Annotated in this window: 20 protein-coding genes; 15 read left to right on the forward strand and 5 right to left on the reverse strand. The window is 72.0% G+C overall.

The genetic code is table 11. The annotated features are described in order from the left end of the window. Positions 1 to 160: 160 nt before the first annotated feature. The 5 genes from ACQPZZ_RS03060 (at position 161) to ACQPZZ_RS03080 (ending at position 5,276) form a co-directional block, all read left to right on the forward strand. Positions 161 to 919 carry a type II secretion system F family protein gene (locus ACQPZZ_RS03060; RefSeq protein ID WP_432928726.1) on the forward strand — a complete coding sequence of 253 codons (759 nt, stop codon included), beginning with the start codon at positions 161 to 163 and terminating at the stop codon, positions 917 to 919. A gap of 563 nt (positions 920 to 1,482) precedes the next feature. Beyond that, positions 1,483 to 1,929 carry a DUF4244 domain-containing protein gene (locus tag ACQPZZ_RS03065; RefSeq protein WP_432928728.1) on the forward strand — a complete coding sequence of 149 codons (447 nt, stop codon included), beginning with the start codon at positions 1,483 to 1,485 and terminating at the stop codon, positions 1,927 to 1,929. A 164-nt stretch (positions 1,930 to 2,093) separates the two neighbouring features. After that, positions 2,094 to 2,456: a TadE family type IV pilus minor pilin gene (locus ACQPZZ_RS03070; protein ID WP_432928730.1), complete on the forward strand. Its 363-nt coding sequence runs from the start codon at positions 2,094 to 2,096 to the stop codon at positions 2,454 to 2,456. Between the two features lie 314 nt (positions 2,457 to 2,770). Continuing rightward, positions 2,771 to 3,163: an Rv3654c family TadE-like protein gene (locus ACQPZZ_RS03075; RefSeq protein ID WP_432928732.1), complete on the forward strand. Its 393-nt coding sequence runs from the start codon at positions 2,771 to 2,773 to the stop codon at positions 3,161 to 3,163. A gap of 385 nt (positions 3,164 to 3,548) precedes the next feature. Next, entirely contained in the window at positions 3,549 to 5,276 is a 1,728-nt protein-coding gene (locus ACQPZZ_RS03080; RefSeq protein WP_432928734.1) for a hypothetical protein, read from the forward strand. Positions 5,277 to 5,480: 204 nt separating this feature from the next. Here ACQPZZ_RS03080 and ACQPZZ_RS03085 read toward each other — a convergent pair whose 3' ends face one another. Further along, positions 5,481 to 8,012: a DEAD/DEAH box helicase gene (locus tag ACQPZZ_RS03085; protein WP_432928736.1), complete on the reverse strand. Its 2,532-nt coding sequence runs from the start codon at positions 8,010 to 8,012 to the stop codon at positions 5,481 to 5,483. Between the two features lie 145 nt (positions 8,013 to 8,157). On the opposite strand from ACQPZZ_RS03085, the gene ACQPZZ_RS03090 reads away from it, so the two are divergent. The 5 genes from ACQPZZ_RS03090 (at position 8,158) to ACQPZZ_RS03110 (ending at position 14,553) form a co-directional block, all read left to right on the forward strand. Continuing rightward, positions 8,158 to 8,508, forward strand: coding sequence for an STAS domain-containing protein (locus tag ACQPZZ_RS03090; RefSeq protein ID WP_030506779.1), 351 nt, complete (start codon positions 8,158 to 8,160; stop codon positions 8,506 to 8,508). Positions 8,509 to 8,527: 19 nt separating this feature from the next. Further along, positions 8,528 to 8,956: an ATP-binding protein gene (locus tag ACQPZZ_RS03095; protein ID WP_363634858.1), complete on the forward strand. Its 429-nt coding sequence runs from the start codon at positions 8,528 to 8,530 to the stop codon at positions 8,954 to 8,956. Between the two features lie 403 nt (positions 8,957 to 9,359). Beyond that, positions 9,360 to 11,693 (forward strand): sodium-translocating pyrophosphatase, encoded by a 2,334-nt coding sequence (locus ACQPZZ_RS03100; RefSeq protein WP_432928738.1) that lies wholly within the window; start codon positions 9,360 to 9,362, stop codon positions 11,691 to 11,693. Positions 11,694 to 11,861: 168 nt separating this feature from the next. Continuing rightward, a complete protein-coding gene (locus ACQPZZ_RS03105) occupies positions 11,862 to 12,323 on the forward strand; it encodes a SixA phosphatase family protein (protein WP_432928740.1) in 462 nt (153 codons plus the stop codon). Between the two features lie 94 nt (positions 12,324 to 12,417). Then, entirely contained in the window at positions 12,418 to 14,553 is a 2,136-nt protein-coding gene (locus ACQPZZ_RS03110) for an FUSC family protein (RefSeq protein ID WP_432928742.1), read from the forward strand. Positions 14,554 to 14,557: 4 nt separating this feature from the next. On the opposite strand, the gene serB is transcribed toward ACQPZZ_RS03110, so the two are convergent. Then, entirely contained in the window at positions 14,558 to 15,781 is a 1,224-nt protein-coding gene (gene serB / locus ACQPZZ_RS03115) for a phosphoserine phosphatase SerB (protein ID WP_432928744.1), read from the reverse strand. Positions 15,782 to 16,036: 255 nt separating this feature from the next. Here serB and ACQPZZ_RS03120 point away from each other — a divergent pair, with 255 nt between their 5' ends. Together ACQPZZ_RS03120 and ACQPZZ_RS03125 are read left to right on the forward strand one after the other, a co-directional pair. Then, on the forward strand, positions 16,037 to 16,834 hold the full coding sequence (locus ACQPZZ_RS03120; protein WP_432928746.1) for a GNAT family N-acetyltransferase: 798 nt from the start codon (positions 16,037 to 16,039) through the stop codon (positions 16,832 to 16,834). Further along, positions 16,831 to 17,847: a lysophospholipid acyltransferase family protein gene (locus ACQPZZ_RS03125; protein WP_432928748.1), complete on the forward strand. Its 1,017-nt coding sequence runs from the start codon at positions 16,831 to 16,833 to the stop codon at positions 17,845 to 17,847. The genes ACQPZZ_RS03120 and ACQPZZ_RS03125 overlap by 4 nt, the downstream gene beginning before the upstream one ends. Positions 17,848 to 17,918: 71 nt before the next feature. Here ACQPZZ_RS03125 and ACQPZZ_RS03130 read toward each other — a convergent pair whose 3' ends face one another. Genes ACQPZZ_RS03130 through ACQPZZ_RS03140 form a run of 3 tightly spaced genes read right to left on the reverse strand, consistent with a single transcriptional unit; the run spans position 17,919 to position 20,439 of the window. Next, the gene (locus ACQPZZ_RS03130) at positions 17,919 to 18,488 is read right to left on the reverse strand and encodes a hypothetical protein (RefSeq protein ID WP_432928750.1); all 570 of its coding nucleotides are present in this window, start codon (positions 18,486 to 18,488) and stop codon (positions 17,919 to 17,921) included. Positions 18,489 to 18,529: 41 nt separating this feature from the next. Then, complete coding sequence (locus ACQPZZ_RS03135) at positions 18,530 to 19,780, reverse strand: S-adenosylmethionine:tRNA ribosyltransferase-isomerase (RefSeq protein ID WP_432928752.1); 1,251 nt, start codon at positions 19,778 to 19,780, stop codon at positions 18,530 to 18,532. Next, positions 19,777 to 20,439 (reverse strand): SDR family NAD(P)-dependent oxidoreductase, encoded by a 663-nt coding sequence (locus ACQPZZ_RS03140; RefSeq protein ID WP_432928754.1) that lies wholly within the window; start codon positions 20,437 to 20,439, stop codon positions 19,777 to 19,779. Before ACQPZZ_RS03140 ends, ACQPZZ_RS03135 begins: the two co-directional genes overlap by 4 nt. A 124-nt stretch (positions 20,440 to 20,563) precedes the next feature. Between ACQPZZ_RS03140 and ACQPZZ_RS03145 the strand changes: the two genes are divergently transcribed. Genes ACQPZZ_RS03145 through ACQPZZ_RS03155 form a run of 3 tightly spaced genes read left to right on the forward strand, consistent with a single transcriptional unit; the run spans position 20,564 to position 23,017 of the window. Further along, on the forward strand, positions 20,564 to 21,856 hold the full coding sequence (locus tag ACQPZZ_RS03145; protein ID WP_432928756.1) for a GAF domain-containing sensor histidine kinase: 1,293 nt from the start codon (positions 20,564 to 20,566) through the stop codon (positions 21,854 to 21,856). Positions 21,857 to 21,890: 34 nt separating this feature from the next. After that, positions 21,891 to 22,508, forward strand: coding sequence for a response regulator (locus ACQPZZ_RS03150; protein ID WP_432928758.1), 618 nt, complete (start codon positions 21,891 to 21,893; stop codon positions 22,506 to 22,508). A gap of 44 nt (positions 22,509 to 22,552) precedes the next feature. Continuing rightward, positions 22,553 to 23,017: a MarR family winged helix-turn-helix transcriptional regulator gene (locus ACQPZZ_RS03155; RefSeq protein WP_432928760.1), complete on the forward strand. Its 465-nt coding sequence runs from the start codon at positions 22,553 to 22,555 to the stop codon at positions 23,015 to 23,017. Positions 23,018 to 23,140: the final 123 nt, after the last annotated feature.

Consider the following 23,140-nt stretch of genomic DNA (forward strand, 5'->3'; position numbering starts at 1 on the left):
GAACCGGCGTGTGCCGCGGCGGCGGCGGCCAGGTGATCGAAGGTGGCCGCGCGGGGCGGCGGGCGCGGGTGAATCAGGTGTGGGCCTTCAGGATGGGCGAGGACCGCCGTGTCCGGTTTCGTCGCCGCCCAGGAGGGCTTCGTGTGAAGGGGGGCGAGACATGCTCGCCGTGCTGGCCGGGATTTTGACCACGCTGGCGATGCTGGCATGGCCGGTGGCCCGTTCGCCGGACGCGCGGCTGAACGCCATCGCGTCGTCGGTGCCGTCACCCGAGGCGCCGATTCCGGGAACGTCGGTCCCCATGCCGGTGGACGCGAGCGCGTCTCGCCGAGGAGTGGCCGTCGCGGCACCTGTGGGATTCGCGATCTTCCTGCTTCTCGGCGGTCCGGCGGGAGTGCTCGCGGGGACGATGACGGCCATCGGCCTGTTAGTCGCTGTTCGCAGGCGGGAGCCCGCTGAAGTCAGGCGCCGGCGGGAGCGGATGGGGGCCGACCTTCCGTTCGCCGTCGATCTGATCGTCGCCTGCCTCCGTGCCGGGCAGCCGATGAGCGGTGCCGTCGAGACGACCGCTGGCGCGATAGCGGGCCCGGTGGGCGAGCGCCTCTCGTGGGCCGGTGCCCGGATGCGCCTGGGCGCACCTCCCGAGGAGGCGTGGGCCGTTCTGTCCGACGAGCCCGCGCTCGCCGCCCTGGCCAGAACGATGATCCGGGCTGCCCAGAGCGGCGCGCCGGTAGCCGAGGTCCTCACCCGGCTCGCCGACGACGCCAGACGTACGGCTCAGGCGGCCGCTTCGGCAGCGGCACGACGGGTGGGAGTTCACGCCGTCGCACCGCTTGGGCTGTGCTTCCTGCCGGCCTTCGTCTTTCTCGGGATCATTCCCATGGTCGCGGGCTTGGCCGGCCAGATCCTCCTGCCGTGAACACCCTGTGGATAACCGTCATCCACAGCTGTGGACGGTAGGCCGGGGACGGATGGTGCGGAAAGCCCCCGACTCCTGGTCGTTCATCCACAGGTGCCGAGCCGGTGCTGTGGACAACTCCGATGGCGCGGCTCTTGTCCACAGAACCGTGCTCGGCCCGAATTCCGCCGCCCGCGATGCCACAACCTGGCCCCAGCACGGGCGGAGGAGCCGCCCCGAGCGGGTCAGGAGGACCGATGAGCAAGCACGCGGCGACTGGAAGGAACCAGACGGGCCCGATTCTCCGGCGGCGAGACGGTGACGCGGTGGGCCGTCACCGGGCGCGGCCGGCACGATGGGCGGCCCTCGTGCGCTCCGTGCGGAGGGCGCTGCTCAGCCGCTCCGGGGGAGCGTCTGTCTTCGCCCGTCTCGGCCACGGGGCAGGATCCGGCGGCTCCAATGTCTCAGGGCCGTCGATGTGCTCCGGACGTCGCTCTGGGCCTCGCTCTGGGCCTCGCTCCGGGCGACGGCCGGGCTCCGGTCCCGGATTCGGCCGCCCGGGTTTCGGCCCCGGAGCCGACTGTGTGGGACGGCGGGCGGTCGTCGGCCGGCGGGCGGCGGACGGCCACGGCTCTGGCGTGGCCGTGGGGCGGGTCCTCGTTCTCAGCGCGCTGGCCGCTCTCCCAGGGGCGGCACTGCCGCGGCGGATGGGTGCCGGGCAGCAGGGCGCGAGGTACGAAAGCGCCCGGTTGCGGAGGGTCGCGCAGACGACGCGCGCCGCCGTCAGGCGGTCGTCCGTGGTGCTGCGGCATTCCGTCGCCGGGGTCACGCGGCGCGCCCGGGAGCTGAGCATGCGGTGGGCGGTGCAGGCCGCGACGAGGGCCGACGCGGGGATGTCGACCGCGGAATATGCCGTCGGCACGATCGCCGCCTGCGGGTTCGCCGCACTTCTCTGGAAGGTGGTCACCAGCGCCGAGGTGAGGTCCATGCTCGCCGCGCTCATCCAGAAGGCGCTGAAGCTGGCCGCCTGAGGCTGTCGATGCTGCGCCGAGATGTTCGGGTGGTGCGCCGACGTGTCCTTGTGCTGCGTCGACATGTTCGGGTGCTACGCCGATGTGCCCTTGTGCTGCGTCGATCTCCCGAGACGTCGCGGCCTCGTGTCCTGGACATGCGGCTCGGGCGGGGGCGAGGCTCGGTGACCGCGGAGACCGCTGTCGCTCTCCCCGCCCTCGTGCTGGTGCTGACCGCCTCACTGTGGGTGGTGACGATCGCGGGCGCCCAACTGCGATGCGTGGACGCCGCCCAGGCCGGCGCACGGGCGGCTGCGCGGGGCGAGGCCACCGAGGAGGTGAGCGCGACGGTGCTGAGACTGGCTCCCGAGGGTGCCACGGTGTCCATCAGCGCGGGGGCCGACACCACGCGGGTCGAGGTCATCGCGACCGTTCGGCCACCGTTCAGGTCACCGTTGCCGCCGGCTCGCCTCCGGGCAGCCGCCGTCGCGGCCACCGAACCCGGCGTACTGCCGACGACGGTGGATACGCCGGCGCCTCCGCCTTGAAGGCGGCGGATCCCCGGACTCCGGAAAGCAGGGGAGACCTTGGACGGAAGCGAGCGAACCGAGGGAAGGCGCTCTTCACATCAGGGGAGGCCGGGCTGTCTTCGGGCTGGGGGACCAGGCTGTCTCCGAGCTATGGGAGAACCAAGGCTGTCTCCAAGCTGGGGGCGGACCAAGGCTGTCTCCGGGCCGGGGGAGTACCCGTCTGCGTAACGAGGGAGCGTTGATGGCGCATGGCTGAGAGCCGGTGGAGCGTGAGTGGTGGATCACTTGTCCGGCCGGGACGTGTGGATGACGGATCGTCGCGGACAACAGGCATGCACCGGGAATCCCCCGCCTGGGAGGACGGCGTGCGCCACGTGCGGGAACGCGGCTCGGCGACCATCTGGGCCATGGCCCTCATGACCGTCGTATGGGCGGTGGCGATGGTCGTCGTTCAGGTGGGCGTCGCCCGCGTCGCGCGTCACCGGGCGCAGAGCGCCGCCGATCTCGGCGCGCTCGGGGCCGCCCGCGTGGCGCTGGCGGCCCCGGATGAGGCGTGTGAACGAGCGGAGGCGATCACCACTGTCAACGGCGCGTCGTTGCGGTCGTGCTCGCTGTCGGACGGCGTCGCGGAGGTGACGGTGAGGGTGCGGTTCCTGATCCCTCTTCTCGGTCCCACGACGGCCGCCGCTTCCGCCAGGGCCGGTCCGGTCGGTGCGGCGGCATGAGGGGGTGTGCGAGGGCGGGCACCGGCAAGCGGGGGCCGGTGGGCGGATCACCGCGCGGAAAACAACACCGGCTCCTCCCCGCCGTCGTAGGTTCCGCGCGGGCGAAAGACACCCGTAGAGCCGCGATGACACCTCATCGGCTGCTCCGGACAAGGCCCAACATATGGTTCACTTCGGGATCTTGAGTAATGTCGTGCAACCCATGTCGCAATAGAATCACGACTTCTTAGACATAGGGTCCAAGAGCGGACGGCTGGCGTAAAGTGCCGCGTACTCTCAGTCGTCGGACGCATTCGGCCAAGGCGGCCGGGGCGGACGGTTCTCCACGAAGGGATGCCTCGTGACCAGGGTTCGCAGGCTGGGCACAACGGCGATGATCGTTTCGATGGCTCTGGCGTCCGCGCTGACTGTCGGCGCCGCACCGGCGAACGCGGCCGACGCGGAGATCCTGTCCCCGGCGGACGGGGAGGTCGTGAAGTCGTCCGGTCCGGTGGCCGTGTCCGCGAAGACGGACTGGTACCAGATCAGCATGTCCCTGTACGTCGAGGGCCCGTCCGTGTCCCGGCAGAAGATCGCCACTGGCGGCGCGAACCAGACGATCAGCGGATCCTTCGATCCCGGCGACGCCCCCAACGGCACGTTCACGGTCAGCCTGTCGGGTGAGGTCACGCGCAAGACCTACGCCACCTCGACCTTCGTGCTCAGCCGTCCGCCGGAGGTTCCCACCGGGGTCGAGGCGCAGCTCAAGAACCCTACGACGATCCTGGTCAGCTGGGCGAAGGGCGCGGAATCGGATCTCCAGTCCTACGAGATCAGCTCGGTCAAGGCCGGCAAGTCCGGCTCTGTCTCCGTCGACTCCGCCTGTTCCGGTTCGTCCTGTAAGACGAGCCTCGCGATACCGGCCGGGCTAGGTGGGGAGAAGGTGGACGTTTCCGTCCGGGCGTTCCGATCGGACGGCACTGGCGGCACTGTGGGATCTCAGCGCTCTTCGGCCGCGTATGTGGCCGTTCCCGCGCCGAAGGCGTCACCGAGCCCCTCTCCGACACCGTCGAAGACGCCGGACAAATCGGCGGCCGGATCGCAGGCCGCCAAGACGCCGAAGGCACACCAGTCCACGGCCGTGCAGAACCCGGTGCCCACGCTGCCGAAGGACACAAAACTCCCCGAAAACGCCACACATCCCCAGGACACCGAGCTGCCGAAGGACACCGAGCTCATGCTGCCGGAGGCGAACGGCGGCAGTGATCAGACCGAGCCGGTGGTCGTTCCCGAGAAGACCGACGATCCGAAGATGACGGCTCAGTCCTCCTTCCTGCCGCTCGGGGGGCTCAGCACCGGTGCGTACATCGCGCTCGCCGTCGTCCTGCTGCTCACGGGCGCGAACCTGGGGGCCTGGCTGCGGCGCAAGGGCCTGACCGGCGACACCGCGGGCGACGGACAGCCTCGTGGCTCCGGACCGCAGCCGGCCGACGGAAAGGCGGACGCCTCATCGCGGACCGCCACGGTGGCCAGTGGTGCGGCCGCGCTCACCGGCGCCGCCACGGCGAAGGCCCGAGGGGCCACCCCCGCCCGGCGTCCTTCTGTCATCCTCGCCAGGCCCAAGGCCCGCGAGAGTCTCCCGGAGACGGAGACGGAGACGGAGACGGAGACGGAGACGGAGACGGAGACGGAGACGGAGACGAAGACGAAGACGGAAACGGAGGCCGGCACCGAGGCCGGCACCGAGGCCGGCACCGAGGCCGGCCTGGACGCGCCCATCTCGACGGCCGCGGACACGCGGACCACGCCGTCCGATCAGGAGCCGACCGCCCCGCTCACCCCCACGGACCAGCAGGAGTCGCCGCGGCTCGCCGCTGAGACCTCCGGCGCGTCACCGGCGGAGGAGGCGACCTCCGCCACTCTCATCGGTGACGGCGGCCAGGCGTCCCTCTCTCACGTGACGCTGTCTCCCGCAAGGCCGTCCCCTCGGGTGCCGGCGGTCCCGGCACCGGCGGTGCCCGCCGGTGCGGCGATCAACGGGCAGTCGCAGGAACGGCCTCTCCGGCAGCCCGAACCGGACGTCTGGACGGAGGACGACGACTCCCTGTACTCCGGCCGTCGCCGCGACCTCTGACGGTCGATAGCTCCCGGCGACCCGCCGGGGGCACGCGCCCGTTCCGCGCCGCGGAAGGCCACACGATCCCCGCCGGGAGCGCGCGCCCACACCCGCGCCCCGGACGGCCACACGGTCACCCGCCGGAGCAGGAGCAGGACGCCGAGGCCGGCCTCTCGTCCGTTCGAAGGGGCCGTGTCCGCATCCGGCACCTGACACGCCCGATCAGGCGCGCAAAAGGATGTCGAGGAGGCGGATCGCCCCGGCCTTGTCGAGAGGCTCGTTGCCGTTGCCGCACTTGGGAGACTGGATACAGGACGGGCAGCCTCGTTCGCATTCGCACGAGGCGATCGCCTCTCGCGTCGCCGTCAGCCAGTCGGACGCCCGGGCGTAGCCGCGCTCGGCGAAGCCCGCGCCTCCGTCGTGGCCGTCGTAAACGAAGACCGTGAGCAGGCCCGTGTCGGGGTGGAGTTCGGTGGACACGCCCCCGATGTCCCACCGGTCGCAGGTCGCGAACAGCGGCAGCAGGCCGATCGAGGCGTGCTCGGCGGCGTGCGCGGCCCCCCCGAGATCCACCGCGTCTCCGGGCCGGGTCAGATCGGCGAGGGCGGGCGTGGGCAGGGTCCACCAGACCGCGCGGGTGCACAGTGTGCGCGGCGGCAGGTCGAGCGGCTCCTCGCCGAGGACCTCCCCGGTCTGGGCGCGCCGCTTGAGGTACGAGACGACCTGGCGGGTGACCTCCACCGAGCCGAAATGCAGAGCGCCGGGACCGAAGGGCCGCGAACGCAGCGACTCCATCACCCGGATGTCGGTGACGTCCCGCGCGAAGGTCGCGTAGTCCGGTTCGGCTGCGGTGACCAGGGCGACCCCCGCGTCCAGGTCGAGCACGTCGACCACGAACGTCTCGCTCTGGTGCAGGTAGACGGCCCCGGGATGGACCATGGTGTGCGCCGACGGCTCGTCGACCGTGCCCAGCAGCCGGCCGGTGGACGCCTCCACGACCTGCACGGGAGCGCCGCCCGAGCCGCGGATGTCCGCCAGATCGGCCGCGTGGTCCCGGCTCGTCCAGAACCACCCGGTGGGCCGCCGGCGCAGCAGTCCCTGACTCACGAGGTCGTCGAGCACGCCCCGCGCCGCCGGGCCGAAGATCTCCAGGTCGTCCTCGGTCAGCGGGATCTCCGCGGCGGCCGCGCACAGGTGGGGTGCCAGCACGTACGGATTATCCGGATCGAGGACGACGGCCTCCACCGGCCGTCCGAACACGGCCTCCGGGTGATGGACGATGTAGGTGTCCAGCGGGTCGTCCCGGGCGATCAGCACCGCCAGCGCGTCCTGCCCGGCGCGTCCTGCCCGGCCCGCCTGCTGCCACAAGGAGGCACGGGTGCCGGGCCATCCGGCGATGAGGACCGCGTCGAGTCCCGAGACGTCGACGCCGAGTTCGAGCGCGTTGGTGGTGGCCAGGCCGGTCAGCTCGCCCGACCGCAGGGCCTTCTCGAGCACCCGGCGGTCGTCGGCCAGGTAGCCCGCCCGATAGGCCGCCACCCGGTCGGCGAGCCGGTTCCTCTCGCGATCGGTCCCCGCTCCGGTTTCCGCCGCGTCCGCGGTGCCCGGGACCGCCGCGAAAGACCGTCCGGCGTCGCCCGGGCCGCTCAGCTCCTCCCGCGCGTCCTCGGCGTCCTTCCCGTAGGGAGCGGGCCCGGCGTCCTCTTCGTAGGGCGCGGGCCCGGCGTCCTCGCCGTACGGCGCGGGTCCCGCGTCGAGGAGGGCCTCGACCTCCTCCAGCGTGCGGCGGGCGGTGAGGGCCACGGTCTCGGCGGCGCGGCGGGAGCGGACGAACGCGAGAGTGCGTACGTCCTCGATGACGAGGTCCGCCAGAAGGTCGGCCGCTTCGGCCGTGGCCGTACGGCGGACCGGGGCCCCGCTCTCCCCGCGTAAATCGGTCAGAGGCGGCTCCCACAGGGCGAAGGTGGTCGAACCCTTGGGAGAGGCGTCCGTGGTCACCTCGGCCATCTCAAGGCCGGTGAGGCGCATTCCCGAGGCGGCCGGGTCGCTCGCGGTGGCCGACGCCAGCAGGAACACGGGAGAGGAGCCGTACTTGGCGGTGACCCGGCGCAGCCGGCGCAGGATCTGGGCGACGTGGGAGCCGAAGACGCCGCGGTAACCGTGGCACTCGTCCACGACCACCAGCCGCAGCCGCCGCCAGAAGGACGACCAGGACGAGTGGCGAGGCAGAATGGACCTGTGCAGCATGTCCGGGTTGGTCAGCACGTAGTTGGCGTTCTGACGGACCCAACGGAGTTCCTCGGGCGGCGTGTCGCCGTCGTACGTCGCGGCGCGCACCTGCGTGAGCCGCAGCCTGCGCAGGGCCCTGAGCTGGTCGGCGGCGAGCGCCTTGGTCGGGGTGAGATACAGCACGGTGCCGCCGGAGAAGATCTCCGTGACCGCCGGCACCAGGTAGGCCAGGGACTTTCCGGACGCCGTCCCCGTGGCAATGATCACGTTTCGGCCACAACGCACCAGCTCGGCGGCCTGAAGCTGGTGCTCCCACAGGCCGGTGACCCCGTGCGGGCGCAGCCGCGAGACCAGCGGTTCCGGAGCCCACTCCGGCCACCTTGCGTCACTCGCCTGACGTGCTGGAACATGCTCCACGTGGGTCACGCGCCCCCGGCGCGCGGGAACCGCGAGCAGACGGGTGAGAAGGTCGCCTGTTCGGGCAGAGGACGAAGAAGTCGGAGTCACTGGTTTCCAGTTTGGCATCTGCGGGGAGAGTCGCCCGGAGTCGTGATTTCGTATAGACACGGAGTCGTAGCGTGGTTGAATGCCGCGCATCGGGTCGTGCCTCTGGACTACCAGGATGCATGACCTGTATCGAGACCTACGCAAGTAAGGCGCTGGAGGATCTGTGGATCTGAAGTTGGACCACCATTCCGAGGACAATCTCACCATCGTCGATGTCGAGGGTGAGATCGACGTCTACACCGCGCCCAGACTGCGTGAGCTGCTGATCGACCTGGTCAACAAGGGCAACTTCCACCTGCTCGTGAACATGGAGAAGGTGGACTTCCTCGACTCGACGGGCCTTGGCGTGCTGGTCGGCGGCCTCAAGCGGGTGCGGGCGCACGACGGCTCCCTGGAGCTCGTCTGCACGCAGGAGCGCATTCTGAAGATCTTCCGCATCACCGGCTTGACGAAGGTCTTCGGGATCTACGCTTCGGTCGAGGAGGCCAAGGAAGCCCACGGCCGGGACAAGTGACGGCTGGGGATTCGGCAACATGGCCACCGTCGAGCTGACGTTCAGCGCTCTGCCCGCCCACGTGCGTACGGCCCGGCTGGTCGCCACGGCCATCGCCCGGCGTACGGGTGTGGCGGAGGCGATCTTGGACGAGGTGCGGCTCGCCGTCGGAGAGGCGTGCTCGCGGGCTGTGGAGGCGCACCGCCTCCACTGCCCCGGCGAGCCGGTACGCATCGAGTTACGCGATGACGCGGGGCGTTTCGAGGTGACGGTCACCGACGCCGCCCCGAGCGAGGATGTGACGCCTCAGATGCTGGAGGCGAACGGCAGCCTCATGCCCGAGATCGACAATCTGGGCATCGCGGTCATCGCGGGGCTGGCCGACGACGTCGAGGTGCTACCCGGGCCCAAGGGCATGCGCATCCGCATGAGCTGGCCCGCGTCTCCCAACGGCGTCGCCGCCCTCTGACCGGCCTCGGAGGACGTGCAAGACCTTCGAACAGATCGAGTGTCGCCCCCGGCGTGACACTCGATCTTTGTTATGCCCACCCTGATTTGGGATGTCCGAAATCAGGGATCGGGGAGCGCCGTAACCAGGCCGACCTTCACCGTGGCGCCCCTGACTCCGCTGGTCAAAGCACCTTCAAAGCGGCGCAAATGTTCGCCTATTACTGGACGCCGTTTCGATTACGCGCCACGAGGGCCTTCATATCCGTGGCATCGCTGCGTAGACTCCCGGCACCGGCCAAGGTATTGCGGATGCAACCGGAAGCGGCACTTGCCAACCCGCCCGGAAGCGCCGCACGACCAGTGGGTTCGTCCAGCGCCGCCCGGGCAGGAGGACCGAAACCCCGTCTGGCCGAGGAGGACGGATGTCTGCCTTGCACGCCGCTGGCGAAGGCGCAGCGGTAGCTCTGAACGGTTCCCATCTCACTCTTGTCATCGTTGTCGCCGTCGTGGCTTTGCTGGCATTGGCCGTCGCGGGCGGCCTGGTCCGGGAGGTGCTCGCCGCCGGGCAGGGCACCGAGCGAATGCAGAACATCGCCCGTGCCGTGCAACAGGGCGCCGCAGCGTATCTCACGCGGCAGTTCCGAACGCTCGCGATATTCGTAGTCATCATTCCGTTTCTGCTTCTGCTGCTCCCGGCGGGCTCGACCGGCGAGCGCATCGGCCGGTCCGTCTTCTTCGTCGTCGGCGCGGTGTTCTCCGCGCTGACCGGCTTCATCGGCATGTGGCTCGCCGTGCGCGGAAACGTCCGCGTCGCGTCCGCCGCCCGGGAGTCGGGTGAGAAGACCGCGATGCGCATCGCGTTCCGCACGGGCGGCGTGGCCGGCATGTTCACGGTCGGCCTGGGCCTGCTGGGCGCCGCGATCGTCGTGCTGGTCTACAAGGGCGACGCGCCGAACGTCCTCGAGGGGTTCGGCTTCGGCGCCGCGCTGCTCGCGATGTTCATGCGTGTCGGCGGCGGCATCTTCACCAAGGCCGCCGACGTCGGCGCCGACCTGGTCGGCAAGGTCGAGCAGGGCATCCCGGAGGACGACCCCCGCAACGCCGCCACCATCGCCGACAACGTCGGTGACAACGTCGGCGACTGCGCCGGCATGGCCGCCGACCTGTTCGAGTCGTACGCCGTCACCCTGGTCGCGAGCCTGATCCTCGGCAAGGCCGCGTTCGGCACCGAGGGCCTGGTCTTCCCGCTGATCGTCCCGATGATCGGTGTGATCACCGCGGTCATCGGCATCTTCACCACCGCCCCCCGCGCCAGCGACCGCTCCGGCATGTCCGCCATCAACCGCGGCTTCTTCATCTCCGCCGCCATCTCGGCCGTGCTGGTGGCCGTCGCGGCGTTCGCGTATCTCCCGTCGAGCTTCGCCGACCTGTCCGGCGCCGCCGCGGACGTCGCCTCCGTCACCGCCGACCCGCGCCTGATCGCCATCGGCGCGGTGCTCGTGGGCCTGGTCCTGGCCAGCGCCATCCAGATCCTCACCGGCTACTTCACCGAGACCAACCGCCGCCCGGTCCGGGAGATCGGTGAGAGCTCGCTCACCGGCCCCGCCACCGTCATCCTGTCCGGCATCTCGGTCGGCCTGGAGTCCGCGGTCTACTCGGCGCTGCTGATCGGCGGTGCGGTCTACGGCGCCTTCCTGCTCGGCTTCGGCAACGTGACCGTGGCGCTGTTCGCCGTGGCCCTCGCCGGCACCGGCCTGCTGACCACGGTCGGCGTGATCGTGTCGATGGACACCTTCGGCCCGGTTTCCGACAACGCCCAGGGCATCGCCGAGATGTCGGGCGACGTCGAGGGCGAGGGCGCCCGCGTGCTCACCTCCCTGGACGCGGTCGGCAACACCACCAAGGCGATCACCAAGGGCATCGCGATCGCGACCGCCGTGCTCGCGGCGACCGCGCTGTTCGGCTCGTTCCGCACCGCGGTCGAGGGCGAACTCGCCAAGGCGACGCAGGGCGTGAAGAACGCCCTGGGCTCGTTCGCCGACTTCAGTCTTTCGGTGGACGCGCCGAACGTGCTGGTCGGCCTCATCGTCGGCGCGGCCGTGGTGTTCCTGTTCTCCGGCCTCGCGATCAGCGCCGTCGGCCGCGCGGCCGGCCGGGTCGTCTACGAGGTGCGCGAGCAGTTCCGCACCAAGCCGGGGATCATGGACGGCACCGAGCTGCCGGACTACGGCCGCGTGGTGGACATCTGCACCCGCGACTCGCTGCGCGAGCTCGCGACCCCGGGCCTGCTCGCCGTGCTGACCCCGATCGCGGTCGGCTTCGCGCTCGGGTACGCGCCGCTCGGCGCCTACCTCGCCGGCGCCATCGCGTCCGGCACGCTCATGGCGGTGTTCCTCGCCAACTCCGGCGGCGCCTGGGACAACGCCAAGAAGCTGGTCGAGGACGGCCACCACGGCGGCAAGGGCTCGGAGGCCCACGCGGCCACCGTGATCGGCGACACCGTCGGCGACCCGTTCAAGGACACCGCCGGCCCGGCCATCAACCCGCTGATCAAGGTCATGAACCTGGTCGCGCTGCTGATCGCCCCGGCCGTCGTCACGTACGCCGACAACGTCGCGGTCCGCGTCACCGCGACGGTCATCGCGGTGGCGGTCGTGGTCGGCGCCGTGGTCGTCTCCAAGCGCCGCGCCACGGGCATCGCCCCGTCCGGCGAGGCCGACGAGGCCTCCCGTGCCACGGAGCCCGTCGCCCACTGACGCGGCCTCCAACCGGCTCGAAGGTCCCCTGCTCCGGGAGCGGGGGACCTTCTCCATACACTGAGCACTTATGGACAAGCCGAACGGGGGCAGGACGCTGGCGCTGATCCTGCTGACCATGGCGGTGATGATCGCCGTGATCGTGGGCCTCGCTGTCTGGGCCATGCCGTGAGCGTCCGGACGCTCGTCGTGGTCAGGCACGCCACGGCCGGAGACGCGCCGGGCCTCCTGGACACCGAACGTCCTCTCACCCCGCGCGGTGAGCGGGAGGCGCGGGCGGCCGGGGAGGAGATCCGGCGGTTCGCTCCCGGGCTCATCCTGTGCTCGCCGTCGGTGCGCACCCGCAGGACCGCGGAGCTGCTCGGCGTCGACGCCCCCATCGAGATCGAGCGCGACATCTACGAGGCGTACCCGGACGACCTGCTCGGCGTGCTGCGCCGCACGGACGGCGAGATCGCGTCGGTGGTGCTCGTCGGCCACAATCCGGGCGTGCACGAGCTCGTCGCCGCTCTGACGGACGCCCGGCTCGACGGCTTCCCGCCCGCCGCGTACGCGGTGATCGAGCTGGACGTGCCGTGGGAGGACGCCGCTCCCGGCACCGGACGGCTGATCCACACGAGCCGGCCCTGACGGAGACCCTGACGACGGCCCGGGAAAGGCCCGGGAAATCCGATAGCGGCCCGGGAACGCGGGTAGTAAGAAGCGCCTGCCGCTCAGGAACGTCGTGCTCGCCAGGGCGCCGAGGCTGGAGGATCCGCGCCTCGCGCTCGGCTTCGGCCTGACCGGGGCCGCCTGCCTGGTGATCCCGCTACTCACGGGCCTGCTCACCGGTCATCCCGCGGGCGGCGCGACCGTCGGCCTCGGCGCGTGGCTGGTCGCGGGGCGGGCCATAGCGAACCCCGCGGGCGTGCGCACGCCGTACCTGTTCGGGGTCGTGCTGTCGGTCGGCGTGGGGACGTCGCTGGGGATCCTGCTGTCGGGGAGCAGCTGGCTCATGGTTCTGGTCGCCTCGGCCCTGGCCGGGCTCGGCGGCCTGGTGCGCCCGATCGGCGTCACCCCGGCGCTCACGCTGCTGCTGACCGCGGCCAATCCGCTGCCGCTCGACCCCCTGCCGCACACGGGCCTGCAACTGCTCGGCGGCCTGCTGGCGGCCGTCCTGCTCACGCTGTCCTGGCCGTGGCGGCGCACCCGGCCGATCGTCACGATATTGGGCGAGACGGCCGACACCCTGGCCGGGCTGGTCGAGGCGGTGGCCGATCCCGCGGTGGGGCAGGACGAGTGGGACGAGCGCCGCAGGAAGGCCTCCGACGCGATCGCCGAGATCCGTACGGCACGGGCCCGCCGCCTGCGGTGGGAGCGGTCGCGGGCGGCCGAGGACGTCGCGATCGCGCTGCGCCGGGTGTTCCACGAGATCATCGCGTTGCGCGGGCTGTACGACACGCTGGCGCGACGGGCGCCCGGCGCGGCGGACGAGGTGGGGCTCGGCGGCCTCGTGGACTCGATGTCCGCGGCACTGCGGGCGTATCTGGCCGACTGCCCGCCCGAGCAGGTGTCCGTCGTGGACTTCGGCGACCGGGTGGACCGGCTGCGCGAGCGGACCGCGGGCGGCGAGCGCGAGATGGTCGTGCTCGTCCTCCTCCGCCAGATCGCCCACAGCGCCGGGCGGGTCCAGGAGGCGCTCGACGGCTCCGCCGAGGCGGCCGGCCGGCTGTGCGCGCCCGGCCTCGGCCCCGCTCTCGGCCCCGCTCTCGACCTGGCCACCCTGGCGGCTCCCCCGTCGCTCGCCTTCGACGACCCGCGCGTGCGGCACGCCCTGCGGGTCGTGCTCGGCACCGCCTTCGCCTCGATCGTCATCGTGCTGTTCAAGCCCGCGTTCCCGCACTGGCTGGTGATCGCGGTGCTGGTCACCATCCAGCCGACGTACGGCGAGACGCGCGCGAAGGTGTGGTGGCGGGTTGGCGGCAGTACGGCGGGCGGGCTGGTCTCGGCCGCCATCCTGAACGTCGCGCCCGGTCACTGGTCGCTCGTCGCGCTGATCGGGGTGTCGGCCGCGCTGGCGTTCGGACTGGCCCCGACCCACCAGGCCTACTGGGCGACGTTCATGACGATGTGCGTGCTGCTGCTGCTCGACTTCCAGGTGCCGCAGACCGCGAAGATCGCCGAGTCGCGGGTCGTGCTGACCGTCGTCGGCGGCGTCATCGCCATCGCGTGCGCGCGGCTGTTGTGGCCACGGGGAGAGACGGAACGGCTGGCCGAGCGGCTCGGCCGGATGCTCGACTCCCACGCGGCGGTCGCCCGGACGCTCGCGCAGCTGGCCCGGGGGAAGACCGGTGCCGAGCGGGCCGAGGAGCGGATCAGGAAGGCCGCGGTGGACGCCGAGATGGTCGCCGGGGCGCTCGGCTACATCGCCAAGGAGCCCGGCGGCACGGCCCCCGACGCCGTCGACGAGGCCCTGGAGGCCGCCCAGCGGGTCCGCGACGACCTTCTGACGCTGATCTCGGTGCTCCGCGACGAGCCGACCGGCGCCGGGCCGGTCCCCGACGTCCTGGACGCCGTGGCCGGCCACCTGCGGGCCGCCGCACAGGCCGTGCGGGGGCGGGAGCCGTACGAGCCGGCGGCGGACGTGAGCCGGGGGCTCGCGGACGACGCCGTGCGGGTCGGCGCCCAGGCCGAGCGCCGGCTCACCGAACTGGAGACGGCCGCGACCGAGCCGAGCCCGGGGACGGCCGCCACAGAGCCGGGCTCGGGACGGGCGCTGCTGCGCACCGCCGCCGTCGACCAGGCGTTGCGCTCGCTGGACGCCGACGCCGTACGGCTGTGCACGGCGGCGGCCGGGGCGTTCGCCACCCCGCCGTCGTGACCCCTCAGGTCAGGGCGGGCGGCATGCCGTCCTCGGCGTCGGCCGCCTCCACCTCCTCGCGGGAGATGCCGAGCAGGTAGAGGATCGAGTCGAGGTACGGCACGTTGACCGCGGTGTCGGCCGCCTGCCGGACGATCGGCTTGGCGTTGAAGGCGATGCCGAGACCCGCGGCGGCGAACATGTCGAGGTCGTTCGCGCCGTCGCCGATCGCGACGGTCTGGCTCAGCGGGATCCCCGCCTCGGCCGCGAAGCGCTCCAGGGCGCGGGCCTTGCCCGGCCGGTCCACGATCTCACCGACGACGCGGCCGGTGAGCCGGCCGTTCAGGACCTCAAGGGTGTTGGCGGCCGAGTAGTCGATGCCGAGGTCGGCCACGAGGGAGTCGGTGATCTGGGTGAAGCCGCCGCTGACGATCGCGAAGCGGTAGTCCAGCCGCTTGAGGGTCCGCACCAGCGTGCGCGCCCCGGGGGTGAGGACGACCTCCTTGACGACCCTCTCGAAGACCTCCTCCGACAGCCCTTCGAGCAGCGCGACGCGCCTGACCAGCGACTCGGCGAAGTCGAGCTCGCCGCGCATGGCCTCGTCGGTGACCCGGGCGACCTCGTCCAGGCAGCCGGCGTGCTTGGCCAGCAGCTCGATGACCTCGTTCTGGATCAGCGTCGAGTCGACGTCCATCACGATGAGGCGCTTGGCGCGGCGGTGCAGGCCGCTGCGCTGCACGGCCACGTCCACCTGCTGGGCGGCCGCCTCGGCGGCCAGCTCCGCCCGCAACGCCTGAGGGTCGGCGCCGGACACGGCCAGCTCTATGCACGTGACGGGATAGCTCGACAGCCGTTCGATCCTGTCGATGTTCGCGCCGCTCGCCGCGATCCGGCCGGAGATCCCGGCCATGGCGGCGGGCAACAGCGGCGCGCCCAGGACGGTGACGTGCAGTCGCCCGCGCCGCCGCTTCTCCTTGGAGGTCGTGCCGGTCGCGATCTCCAGGTCCATGTCGAGGTCGGCGGCGACCTGCTCGACGGCCGTCCACAGGCCGCCGATCGTGCCTCCGGTGCCGGTCGGTGGCCCCCCGGCGTAAGCGACGAGCACGCCCAAAGTGAGGCGTCCACGGATGACTACCTGCTCCACGTCGGCCACGACGACCGGAAACCCGGCCAGCACGGAGAACAGCCTCGAGGTGACGCCCGGGCGATCCGGACCGGTCAGCGTGATCAGGAGCGTGCGCTGGTTCACGTTGTTTGAGGTTACTGTGCGGCTTGTCATGAGCGCGCACGAGGTTCACGATGCGGACGCCTTCATGCCCCCGCTCTGAGGGTCCGCTGTCATTTCCGCATGTCGTCATGGTGGTGGGCCGCGGAGCAGGCCGGGACCCGAGGAGGCGCGGGCACGCGATCTCCTCTCGGGTGCGGTGCCCCCGGCTCCGTGCCGGGCCGGCCCCACCGGTCCCACCGGTGCTGCCGACGCATCCCGAGGAAGGACGTGACGCGCATGACGGTCTCCCTGGACTCTCCTGGCTCCGGGCACTCCCATGACCCGGGGGGCTCCGGTGGCCCCGGGCTCTCCCCTGGCCCCGGCCGTTCCGGCGACTCCGGCCGCTACACCGTCGGGCTCGCCGAGAACGCCGCCGACCTGCGCGCCGCCCAGCGCCTGCGGTATGAGGTGTTCGCCGGGGAAATGGGCGCCCGGCTCGACTCCCCTCTGAACGGACTCGACGCCGAACCGCTTGACGCGTACTGCGACCATCTCCTCGTCCGCGAGGGGAACACGGTGGTCGGCACCTACCGCCTGCTGCCGCCGGGCCGTTCCGACCGGCTCTACTCCGACTCCGAGTTCGACCTCGGCGCGTTGCGGGGCCTGCGCGGCGACCTGGTCGAGGCCGGGCGTACGTGCGTGCACCCCGACCATCGCGGCGGGGCGGTCGTCGCCCTGATGTGGGCCGGGATCGCGCACTACATGACCAGCCGCGGGCACGCCTGGCTCGCGGGCTGCTGCTCGGTGCCCCTGGACGACGGCGGCGCGGTGGCCGCCGGGGTCGTCGACCGGGTCGAGTTGGGGCCGCAGGAGTATCGGGTCACGCCGCACCGGCCCTGGCGCGACGCCGGGATCTCCCGCCCCGACCGGTTCGTGCTGCCGCCGCTGCTGCGCGGCTACCTGCGTCTCGGCGCGTGGATCTGCGGCGCTCCCGCGCACGACCCGGACTTCGGCACCGCCGACTTCTTCGTGCTGCTCTCGGTGGCCGACGCCGACCCTCGCTACCTGCGGCATTTCCTCGGACGGACACGGTGAGCGGCGTCGCGCACCCGCCGGCGGCCTCCTCCGCCTGGCTGCCCGTCTCTCCCTGCGCGCCGGATGTCTGCCTCCGCACGCAGGCGCGTACGGCCGGTCCCCTGCGCCGGGCCGCCCGCCTGACGGGCGCGGCCGCCGTGCTGCTCGCCGGTTTGCCGATCGCGCTCACACTGGGGCGTACGGCACGGCGCGGGGCGATCACGGCGCGCTGGTCGCGTCTGCTGTTGCGGGCCCTCGGCGTCACGATCGTGACGCGCCGCGGGTTCTCCTGTCTCGGGGGCTCGGCGCGGGCGCGAGCCGTGCCCGAGGAGGACGGGCCCGCCCTGGTCGTCGGCAACCACGTCTCCTGGCTCGACCCGCTCATCATCACGGCGACCTTCGCCTGCCGCCCGCTGGCCAAGGCGGAGGTGGGCAGGTGGCCGATCGTCGGTACGCTCGCCGCCGGGGGCGGAGCGCTGTTCATCGACAGGGACAGGCTGTCGGCCCTTCCCGGGGTCGTCGCGGCCATGACCGCCGCGCTGCGGGGCGGCGAGAGCGTGGCCGGGTTTCCCGAAGGCACCACGTGGTGCGGACGGGGGATGGGCCGCTTCCGGCCCGCGATGTTCCAGGCGGCGCTCGACGCGGGGGTGCCCGTACGGCCGGTGGCGCTGCGTTTCCTGGAGGGCACCGCGGTTCACGGAGGCACCGCGGTTCACGGAAAAACAGGGGTTCAGGGAAGCACGGCGGTTCACGGAAACGCAGCGGTTCAGGGGAACACAGGGGAGCGGGCCGCCCTTTCCACCCGGCCGTCGTACGTCGGGGACGACACGCTGCTCGCGTCCGTCCTGCGAATCGTCGCGACCCGGGACCTCGTCGCGGAGGTGACGGTCTTCCCCGCCGTACGGCTGAACGGATCGATCGCGCTCGGTGGGCGGGCGCACCGGGCGGAGGCGCGGGCGGTGCTGGCGCGGATCGCCGAGGCCCAGGTGAGAACGGGGCTCTTCGAGCCCGCGGAGCAGGTCGCGGCGGCCTGACGGGGGCGGTCACACGATCGTCGGCGCCTGCCCGGGGAGGCCGGGCGGGCGCCGTGAACGACGGACGGATCTCAGCGGGTGATCGAGCTCTTCGACTTCACCCAGCCGATGCTGTCGCCGAACTCGCTGAGCAGCTCCCTGGGGTCGGTGTTCGTCGACGTGTCGACAACCGCGCCGCCGAAGTAGCCGTAGAGCTTGCCGCGGGCCGACCCGCTCACCTGGGCCTTCGCCCAGAACGTGTAGCTCTTGCCCTTCTTGAGACCGGGCAGTACGCACAGCGCGCGGGTCCGCTCCCGCGTGCAGTGCTCGTGGTAGTTGGTGCCGTGCGGGACGTAGATACGGGTCTTGGTGACGTTCTTGGGGAACTTGACCGCGAGGAAGATCTCGTCGGTCCTGGTCCTGAGGTTGTTGACGAGCCTGACCTTGAACGAGACCACACGCCCGGCACGGACGCTGTAGGGATAGCTGACCTGGATGCGGACGGGTGCCGACGCCGCCGTGGACGACGTGGACGACGTGGACGCCGTTGTCGCGGCTGTCGCGGTGGTCGCGGCGGAGGCGGGCGCGCCGAAGGCGACCAGCGCGCCCGCGGCCAGTGGCACGGCCAGCAGCGCGGTCGGCTTGCCGATGGGGGTACGCATGCGGTCAGCCTTGACGATCGAGATCACGGTTTGATCACGTATCACACGATGAGATGGCTGTCGCCGAACTCGTGCCAGAGGTAGCCCTCATCGAGCGCCGCTTCGTACGAGCGGGCCAGCACGCCGGTCCCGGTTATCGCCGACAGCATCATCAGGTGGCTGGAGCGGGGCTCGTGCAGGCCCGTGATCAGGCCGTCCACCACCCGTACGCCCTCCGCCGGTGTGACGACGTGCGAGGTCCAGCCCGACACCGCCCGCACCGTGCCCCTGCCCGCCCCCGGCTCCGTGGTTCTGTCCGCCCTCGGCTCTGCGGCCGGGTCCGGGGTCAGGGGAGGCGTCTCCAGCGCCGCCGTCTCCAGAGCCCTGACGACGGTCGTGCCGACGGCGATCACCCGGCCCCCGTGTTCTCGGGTGATGTTCACCAGCCGGGCCGTCCACGGAGAGACCGAGAACCACTCGGGGTAGGGCGGCTCGTCCTTCTCCGGGGACGCGACCCCGGTGTGCAGTGTGATCGGGGCGACGCCGATCCCCCGGGCGACCAGGGCGGTGACGAGGTCCGGGGTGAACGGCCGGCCGGCGCTGGGCATCTCCGCGCTGCCCGGCTCGACCCCGAAGACCGTCTGGTAGTCGGCGAGCGGCCAGTCGCGCCTCACGTAGCCGTACCGGATGGGCACCCCGTACGCGGCGAGGTAGGCGAGCACGTCGCGATCCAGGTGGGCGCGCCAGAGGCGCGGCGTCTCCTGCGCCAGCAGGCGCAGCGTGGCCCCTCCCGGCAACGGCAGCCATTCCCCGGGCGCCGCGCCGGAGTAGGGCTCCGTCGCCGTCGCCGTACGGCGGCGCAGCTCGACCAGCCACTCGCCTGACGCGAGCCGGCCGGAGAAGTGGACGGCCAGCCGGTCGAGCCGTACCGCCGCGGGCAGGGTGGCGGAGTTGTTGACCACCAGCAGGTCGCCGGGGGACAGCAGCGACGGCAGGTCGGCGAAGACGTGGTGGGAGATCTCGCCGGTGTCGCGGCGGGACACCAGCAACCTGACGTCGTCGCGGCGCAGTCCGCGCGCCTCCGGCGGCTCGTGCGCCTCCAGCGGGGTCGTCAGCGTGAACTCGAACGACCCCTCCGGCCCGTACGGCCTGACGTCGGCGGGCGGCGTCCCGAGGCCTGCCTCGCCCCGGGCCTGCCTCGCGTCCGGGTCGCCCGCGGGGCCAGGGGTGGCGGTCGCGGGGGTTGCCGCGGGGGACCCGGTCCCGGTCCCGGTCCGGGTCCGGGTGGCGGCGTGAGGGCCGGGGGCGGTCATGTCAGCTCTCCCCGGGTGAAGCGGCCCGGGGCGGGGCGGGTGCCCACGAGGCGCAGCAGCGCAGGGACCACGCTCTCGGGCGGAGGCGCCGCCCCCGCCTCCTCCGGGCCGACGGCGTCCGCCAGCATGCGGGTGCGCATCTCGCCGGGGTCCACCCACCAGACCGCCACGTCGGGCTCCTCGGCGGCGAGGACGTTCGAGACCTGGTCGAGCGCGGCCTTGGTGGCGCCGTAGCCGCCCCAGCCCTCGTACGCCTCGACGGCGGCGTCCGAGGAGATGTTGAGGATGGCGCCCCGCCGCTTGCGCAGTGCGGGCAACGTCGCCTGCACCAGCGCGAGCGGCGCGATCACGTTGGTCTCGAACAGCGCGCGCAGCGCGTCGAGCGGATAGTCGGCGAGCCTGGGCAGCGGGGCGGGCCCGAGCCCGCTCGCGTTGTTCACCAGGAGATCCAGCTCGGGCACGGCCTCGGCGAGCCTGGCCGCGTGCGCGGGGTCGGCGACGTCTCCGGGGATGGCCCGGGCGCCGAGGTCGAAGGCCGCCGACATCAGGTCCTCCTCGCCGCGCGCGGTGAGCAGGAGCGACCAGCCGTCGGCGGCGAGCGCCTTGGCGAGAGCCAGTCCCAGCCCTCGCGACGCTCCGGTGATGAGTGCGTGCTTCATGTGCCTCACGCTAGGAATCGGCACGTCAGGCACACATCGGGCCGAGGCCCGGCCGTCGCTCGGCAGTTGGGTCTAGGACCGGCGGCCGACGCGGCCCACCGGGCGCGGGACCTAGTCTGGGTCCGTGCCCGAGCCTGCCGACGCGGTGCCAGAAAAGGCCCGTTCCTCGCCCGAGCCGGCTGGTGCCGCGCTCACGCCGGCCGTCTCCAAGGCGGCCGGCAAGACCGTCTCCGCGGCCGGAAAGGCCCTCCCCGCGCCCGGCGGTGACGCGTCCGCGGACGACGTGCGGGACCGCGACGCCGTGCTGCACGCGGTCAGCTCGGCCGTGCTCGCCGTCACCCGGCACCTGTCGGTCCGCGAGGTTCTCCAGGTGATCGTGCGCTCGGCGGCGCGGCTGCTCGACGCGAAGTACGCCGCGCTCGGCGTGCCCGACGACGACGGCGCGTTCGCCGAGTTCGTGGCCGAGGGCATCTCGGACGAGCAGTGGGCCGCCATAGGTCCCACCCCGCGCCAGCACGGCATGCTCGGCGCGATGCTCCGCGAGGGGACGCCGGTGCGGCTGGCCGACATCCGCAAGGACCCCCGATTCGAGTGGTGGCCGAAGGCCCACCCCATCCTCAAGGACTTCCTGGGTGTGCCGATCATGGACGGCGGCACGGTGCTCGGCATCATCTTCCTGTCCAACAAGCGCAGGCCCGGCGGATTCGACCAGGCCGACGAGGAACTGCTGACGTTGTTCGCGGCGCACGCCGCCATCGCCCTCACCAACGCCCGGCTGTACGAGCGGGGGCGTGAGCTCACGGTCGTCGAGGAACGCACGAGGATGGCCCGCGAGCTGCACGACGCCGTCAGCCAGAAGCTGTTCTCGCTGCGGCTGACCGCGCGGGCCGCCGCCGCGCTCGCCCGTACGGACCCCGAGCGGGCGGCCGAGGCGATCGAACGGGTCGAACGGATGGCGGGAGAGGCGCTGACCGAGCTGCGCGCGGTGATCGTGGAGCTGCGCCCGGCCGAGCTGGACCGGCACGGCCTGGTGGAGAGCCTGCGCAAGCAGGCGGCCCTGCTCGACCGCCTGCACCCCGTGACGGTCACGTTCTCCGCCGAGGGGGAGCCGCCCGCCGATCTGGCGCCCGAGATCGAGGTCGCCGTGCTCCGCGTCGCGCAGGAGGCGCTGCACAACGCCGTACGGCACGCCCGTGCCGCACGCATCGGCGTACGGCTCGCCCACGACACGGCCGGGCTCGTACTGGAAGTGAACGACGACGGCGTCGGGTTCGACAGCGCCGGATTCAGCGGGGCCGGGATGCGCGGCTTGGGGCTGCCGTCCATGAGCGACCGGGCCCAGGCCGTCGGCGGCACGCTGTCGGTCTCCTCCGCGCCCGGCCGCGGCACGACCGTACGACTGGAGGTGCCCGCGTGATCCGCGTGCTCATCGTCCGACTGGGGGTGCCCGCGTGATCCGCGTGCTCATCGCCGACGACCACCCCGTCGTACGGCAGGGCCTGCGTACGTTCCTGGAGATCCAGGATGACATCAGCGTCGTGGGGGAGGCGGCCGACGGCGCCGAGGCCGTCGAGATGACCGCCGCGCTCGCCCCCGACGTGCTGCTGCTCGATCTGAAGATGCCGGTGCTCGACGGCCTCGGCGCGCTCACGGAGCTGTCCGGCCGGGAGGTGCGAGTGATCGTGCTCACCTCGGTCAGCGACCGGGGCGACGTGGCCCCGGCCATGCGGGCGGGCGCGTCCGGTTTCCTCTACAAGGACGTCGATCCGGCCGCGCTGGTCCAGGCCATCAGGGCCGTGCACGGCGGCCAGGTCCTGCTGGCGCCCGAGGCGGCCGAGGCGATGCTGACCCGCGCGTCCGGAGAGCCGGCCGAGGCCGCCGCCCTGACCGACCGCGAACGCGAGGTGCTGCGGCTGCTCGCCGCCGGGCGGTCGAACCGCGAGATCGCCCGCGAGCTCACGGTGGCGGAGAAGACGGTGAAGACGCATGTCTCCAACGTGCTGATGAAGCTCGGCGTGCAGGACCGCACCCAGGCGGCGCTCTACGCCGTACGGCACGGCCTCGCCTGAACGGGAAATGATAGTTCGCCTCACGAATTGGTTACTCTGGACAAATGAGCAAGGATGACGGCGGCCGGATCGGGACGGTGGCCGCGCTGGTGCGGTCCACGTTCCTGGTGAATGCCGTGTACACGGATTCCGCCCGCGAGTACGGCCTCACCCAGCAGCAGGGCCAGTTGTTGTGCGTCCTCATGGCGCAGCCTTACGGCATGAGCGAGCTGGGCGCGATGCTCGGTCTGGCCAAGTCGAGCCTGACCGGCCTGGTGGACCGCAGCGAGCGCAACGGACTGGTCGAGCGTACGCCCGACCCCCAGGACTCCCGCGCGGTGCGGGTGTCGCTCACCGGGCAGGGAGCCACGCTGGCGGCCGACTTCTACGCCGCGACCTGCCGCCGGATCGAGGAGCTCACCGCGCGGTTCACCCCGGAGGAGCGCGACACGCTCGCCGCCCTGCTCGGCCGCGTCGTGACGGACAACAAGGTCCCCACCGTGTTCATGGAACCGGACCTCACGCGCTGAACCGCTGAGAGCGTATCCGCGCTTGCTGCAGTACGCCTCCTCCCCATCGCCGTCGGCCGGCCGGAAGGCTCGACACACGTCTGGTAAGTCGCAGGACCTGACCGGATAAGAGCATCGGCAATC

Source organism: Microbispora sp. CA-135349, from assembly GCF_050947365.1.
Lineage (GTDB): Bacteria > Actinomycetota > Actinomycetes > Streptosporangiales > Streptosporangiaceae > Microbispora.

What these genes read in the sequence shown, in the direction of transcription:
- ACQPZZ_RS03075 (WP_432928732.1), top strand. Translation starts at nt 2,771, where the DNA reads ATGCACCGGGAATCCCCCGCCTGGGAGGACGGCGTGCGCCACGTGCGG.
- ACQPZZ_RS03095 (WP_363634858.1), top strand. Translation starts at nt 8,528, where the DNA reads ATGGCCACCGTCGAGCTGACGTTCAGCGCTCTGCCCGCCCACGTGCGT.
- ACQPZZ_RS03135 (WP_432928752.1), bottom strand. Translation starts at nt 19,780, where the DNA reads ATGACCGCCCCCGGCCCTCACGCCGCCACCCGGACCCGGACCGGGACC.
- ACQPZZ_RS03085 (WP_432928736.1), bottom strand. Translation starts at nt 8,012, where the DNA reads ATGCCAAACTGGAAACCAGTGACTCCGACTTCTTCGTCCTCTGCCCGA.
- ACQPZZ_RS03080 (WP_432928734.1), top strand. Translation starts at nt 3,549, where the DNA reads ATGGCTCTGGCGTCCGCGCTGACTGTCGGCGCCGCACCGGCGAACGCG.
- ACQPZZ_RS03140 (WP_432928754.1), bottom strand. Translation starts at nt 20,439, where the DNA reads ATGAAGCACGCACTCATCACCGGAGCGTCGCGAGGGCTGGGACTGGCT.
- ACQPZZ_RS03100 (WP_432928738.1), top strand. Translation starts at nt 9,360, where the DNA reads ATGTCTGCCTTGCACGCCGCTGGCGAAGGCGCAGCGGTAGCTCTGAAC.
- ACQPZZ_RS03130 (WP_432928750.1), bottom strand. Translation starts at nt 18,488, where the DNA reads ATGCGTACCCCCATCGGCAAGCCGACCGCGCTGCTGGCCGTGCCACTG.
- ACQPZZ_RS03155 (WP_432928760.1), top strand. Translation starts at nt 22,553, where the DNA reads ATGAGCAAGGATGACGGCGGCCGGATCGGGACGGTGGCCGCGCTGGTG.
- ACQPZZ_RS03060 (WP_432928726.1), top strand. Translation starts at nt 161, where the DNA reads ATGCTCGCCGTGCTGGCCGGGATTTTGACCACGCTGGCGATGCTGGCA.
- ACQPZZ_RS03120 (WP_432928746.1), top strand. Translation starts at nt 16,037, where the DNA reads ATGACGGTCTCCCTGGACTCTCCTGGCTCCGGGCACTCCCATGACCCG.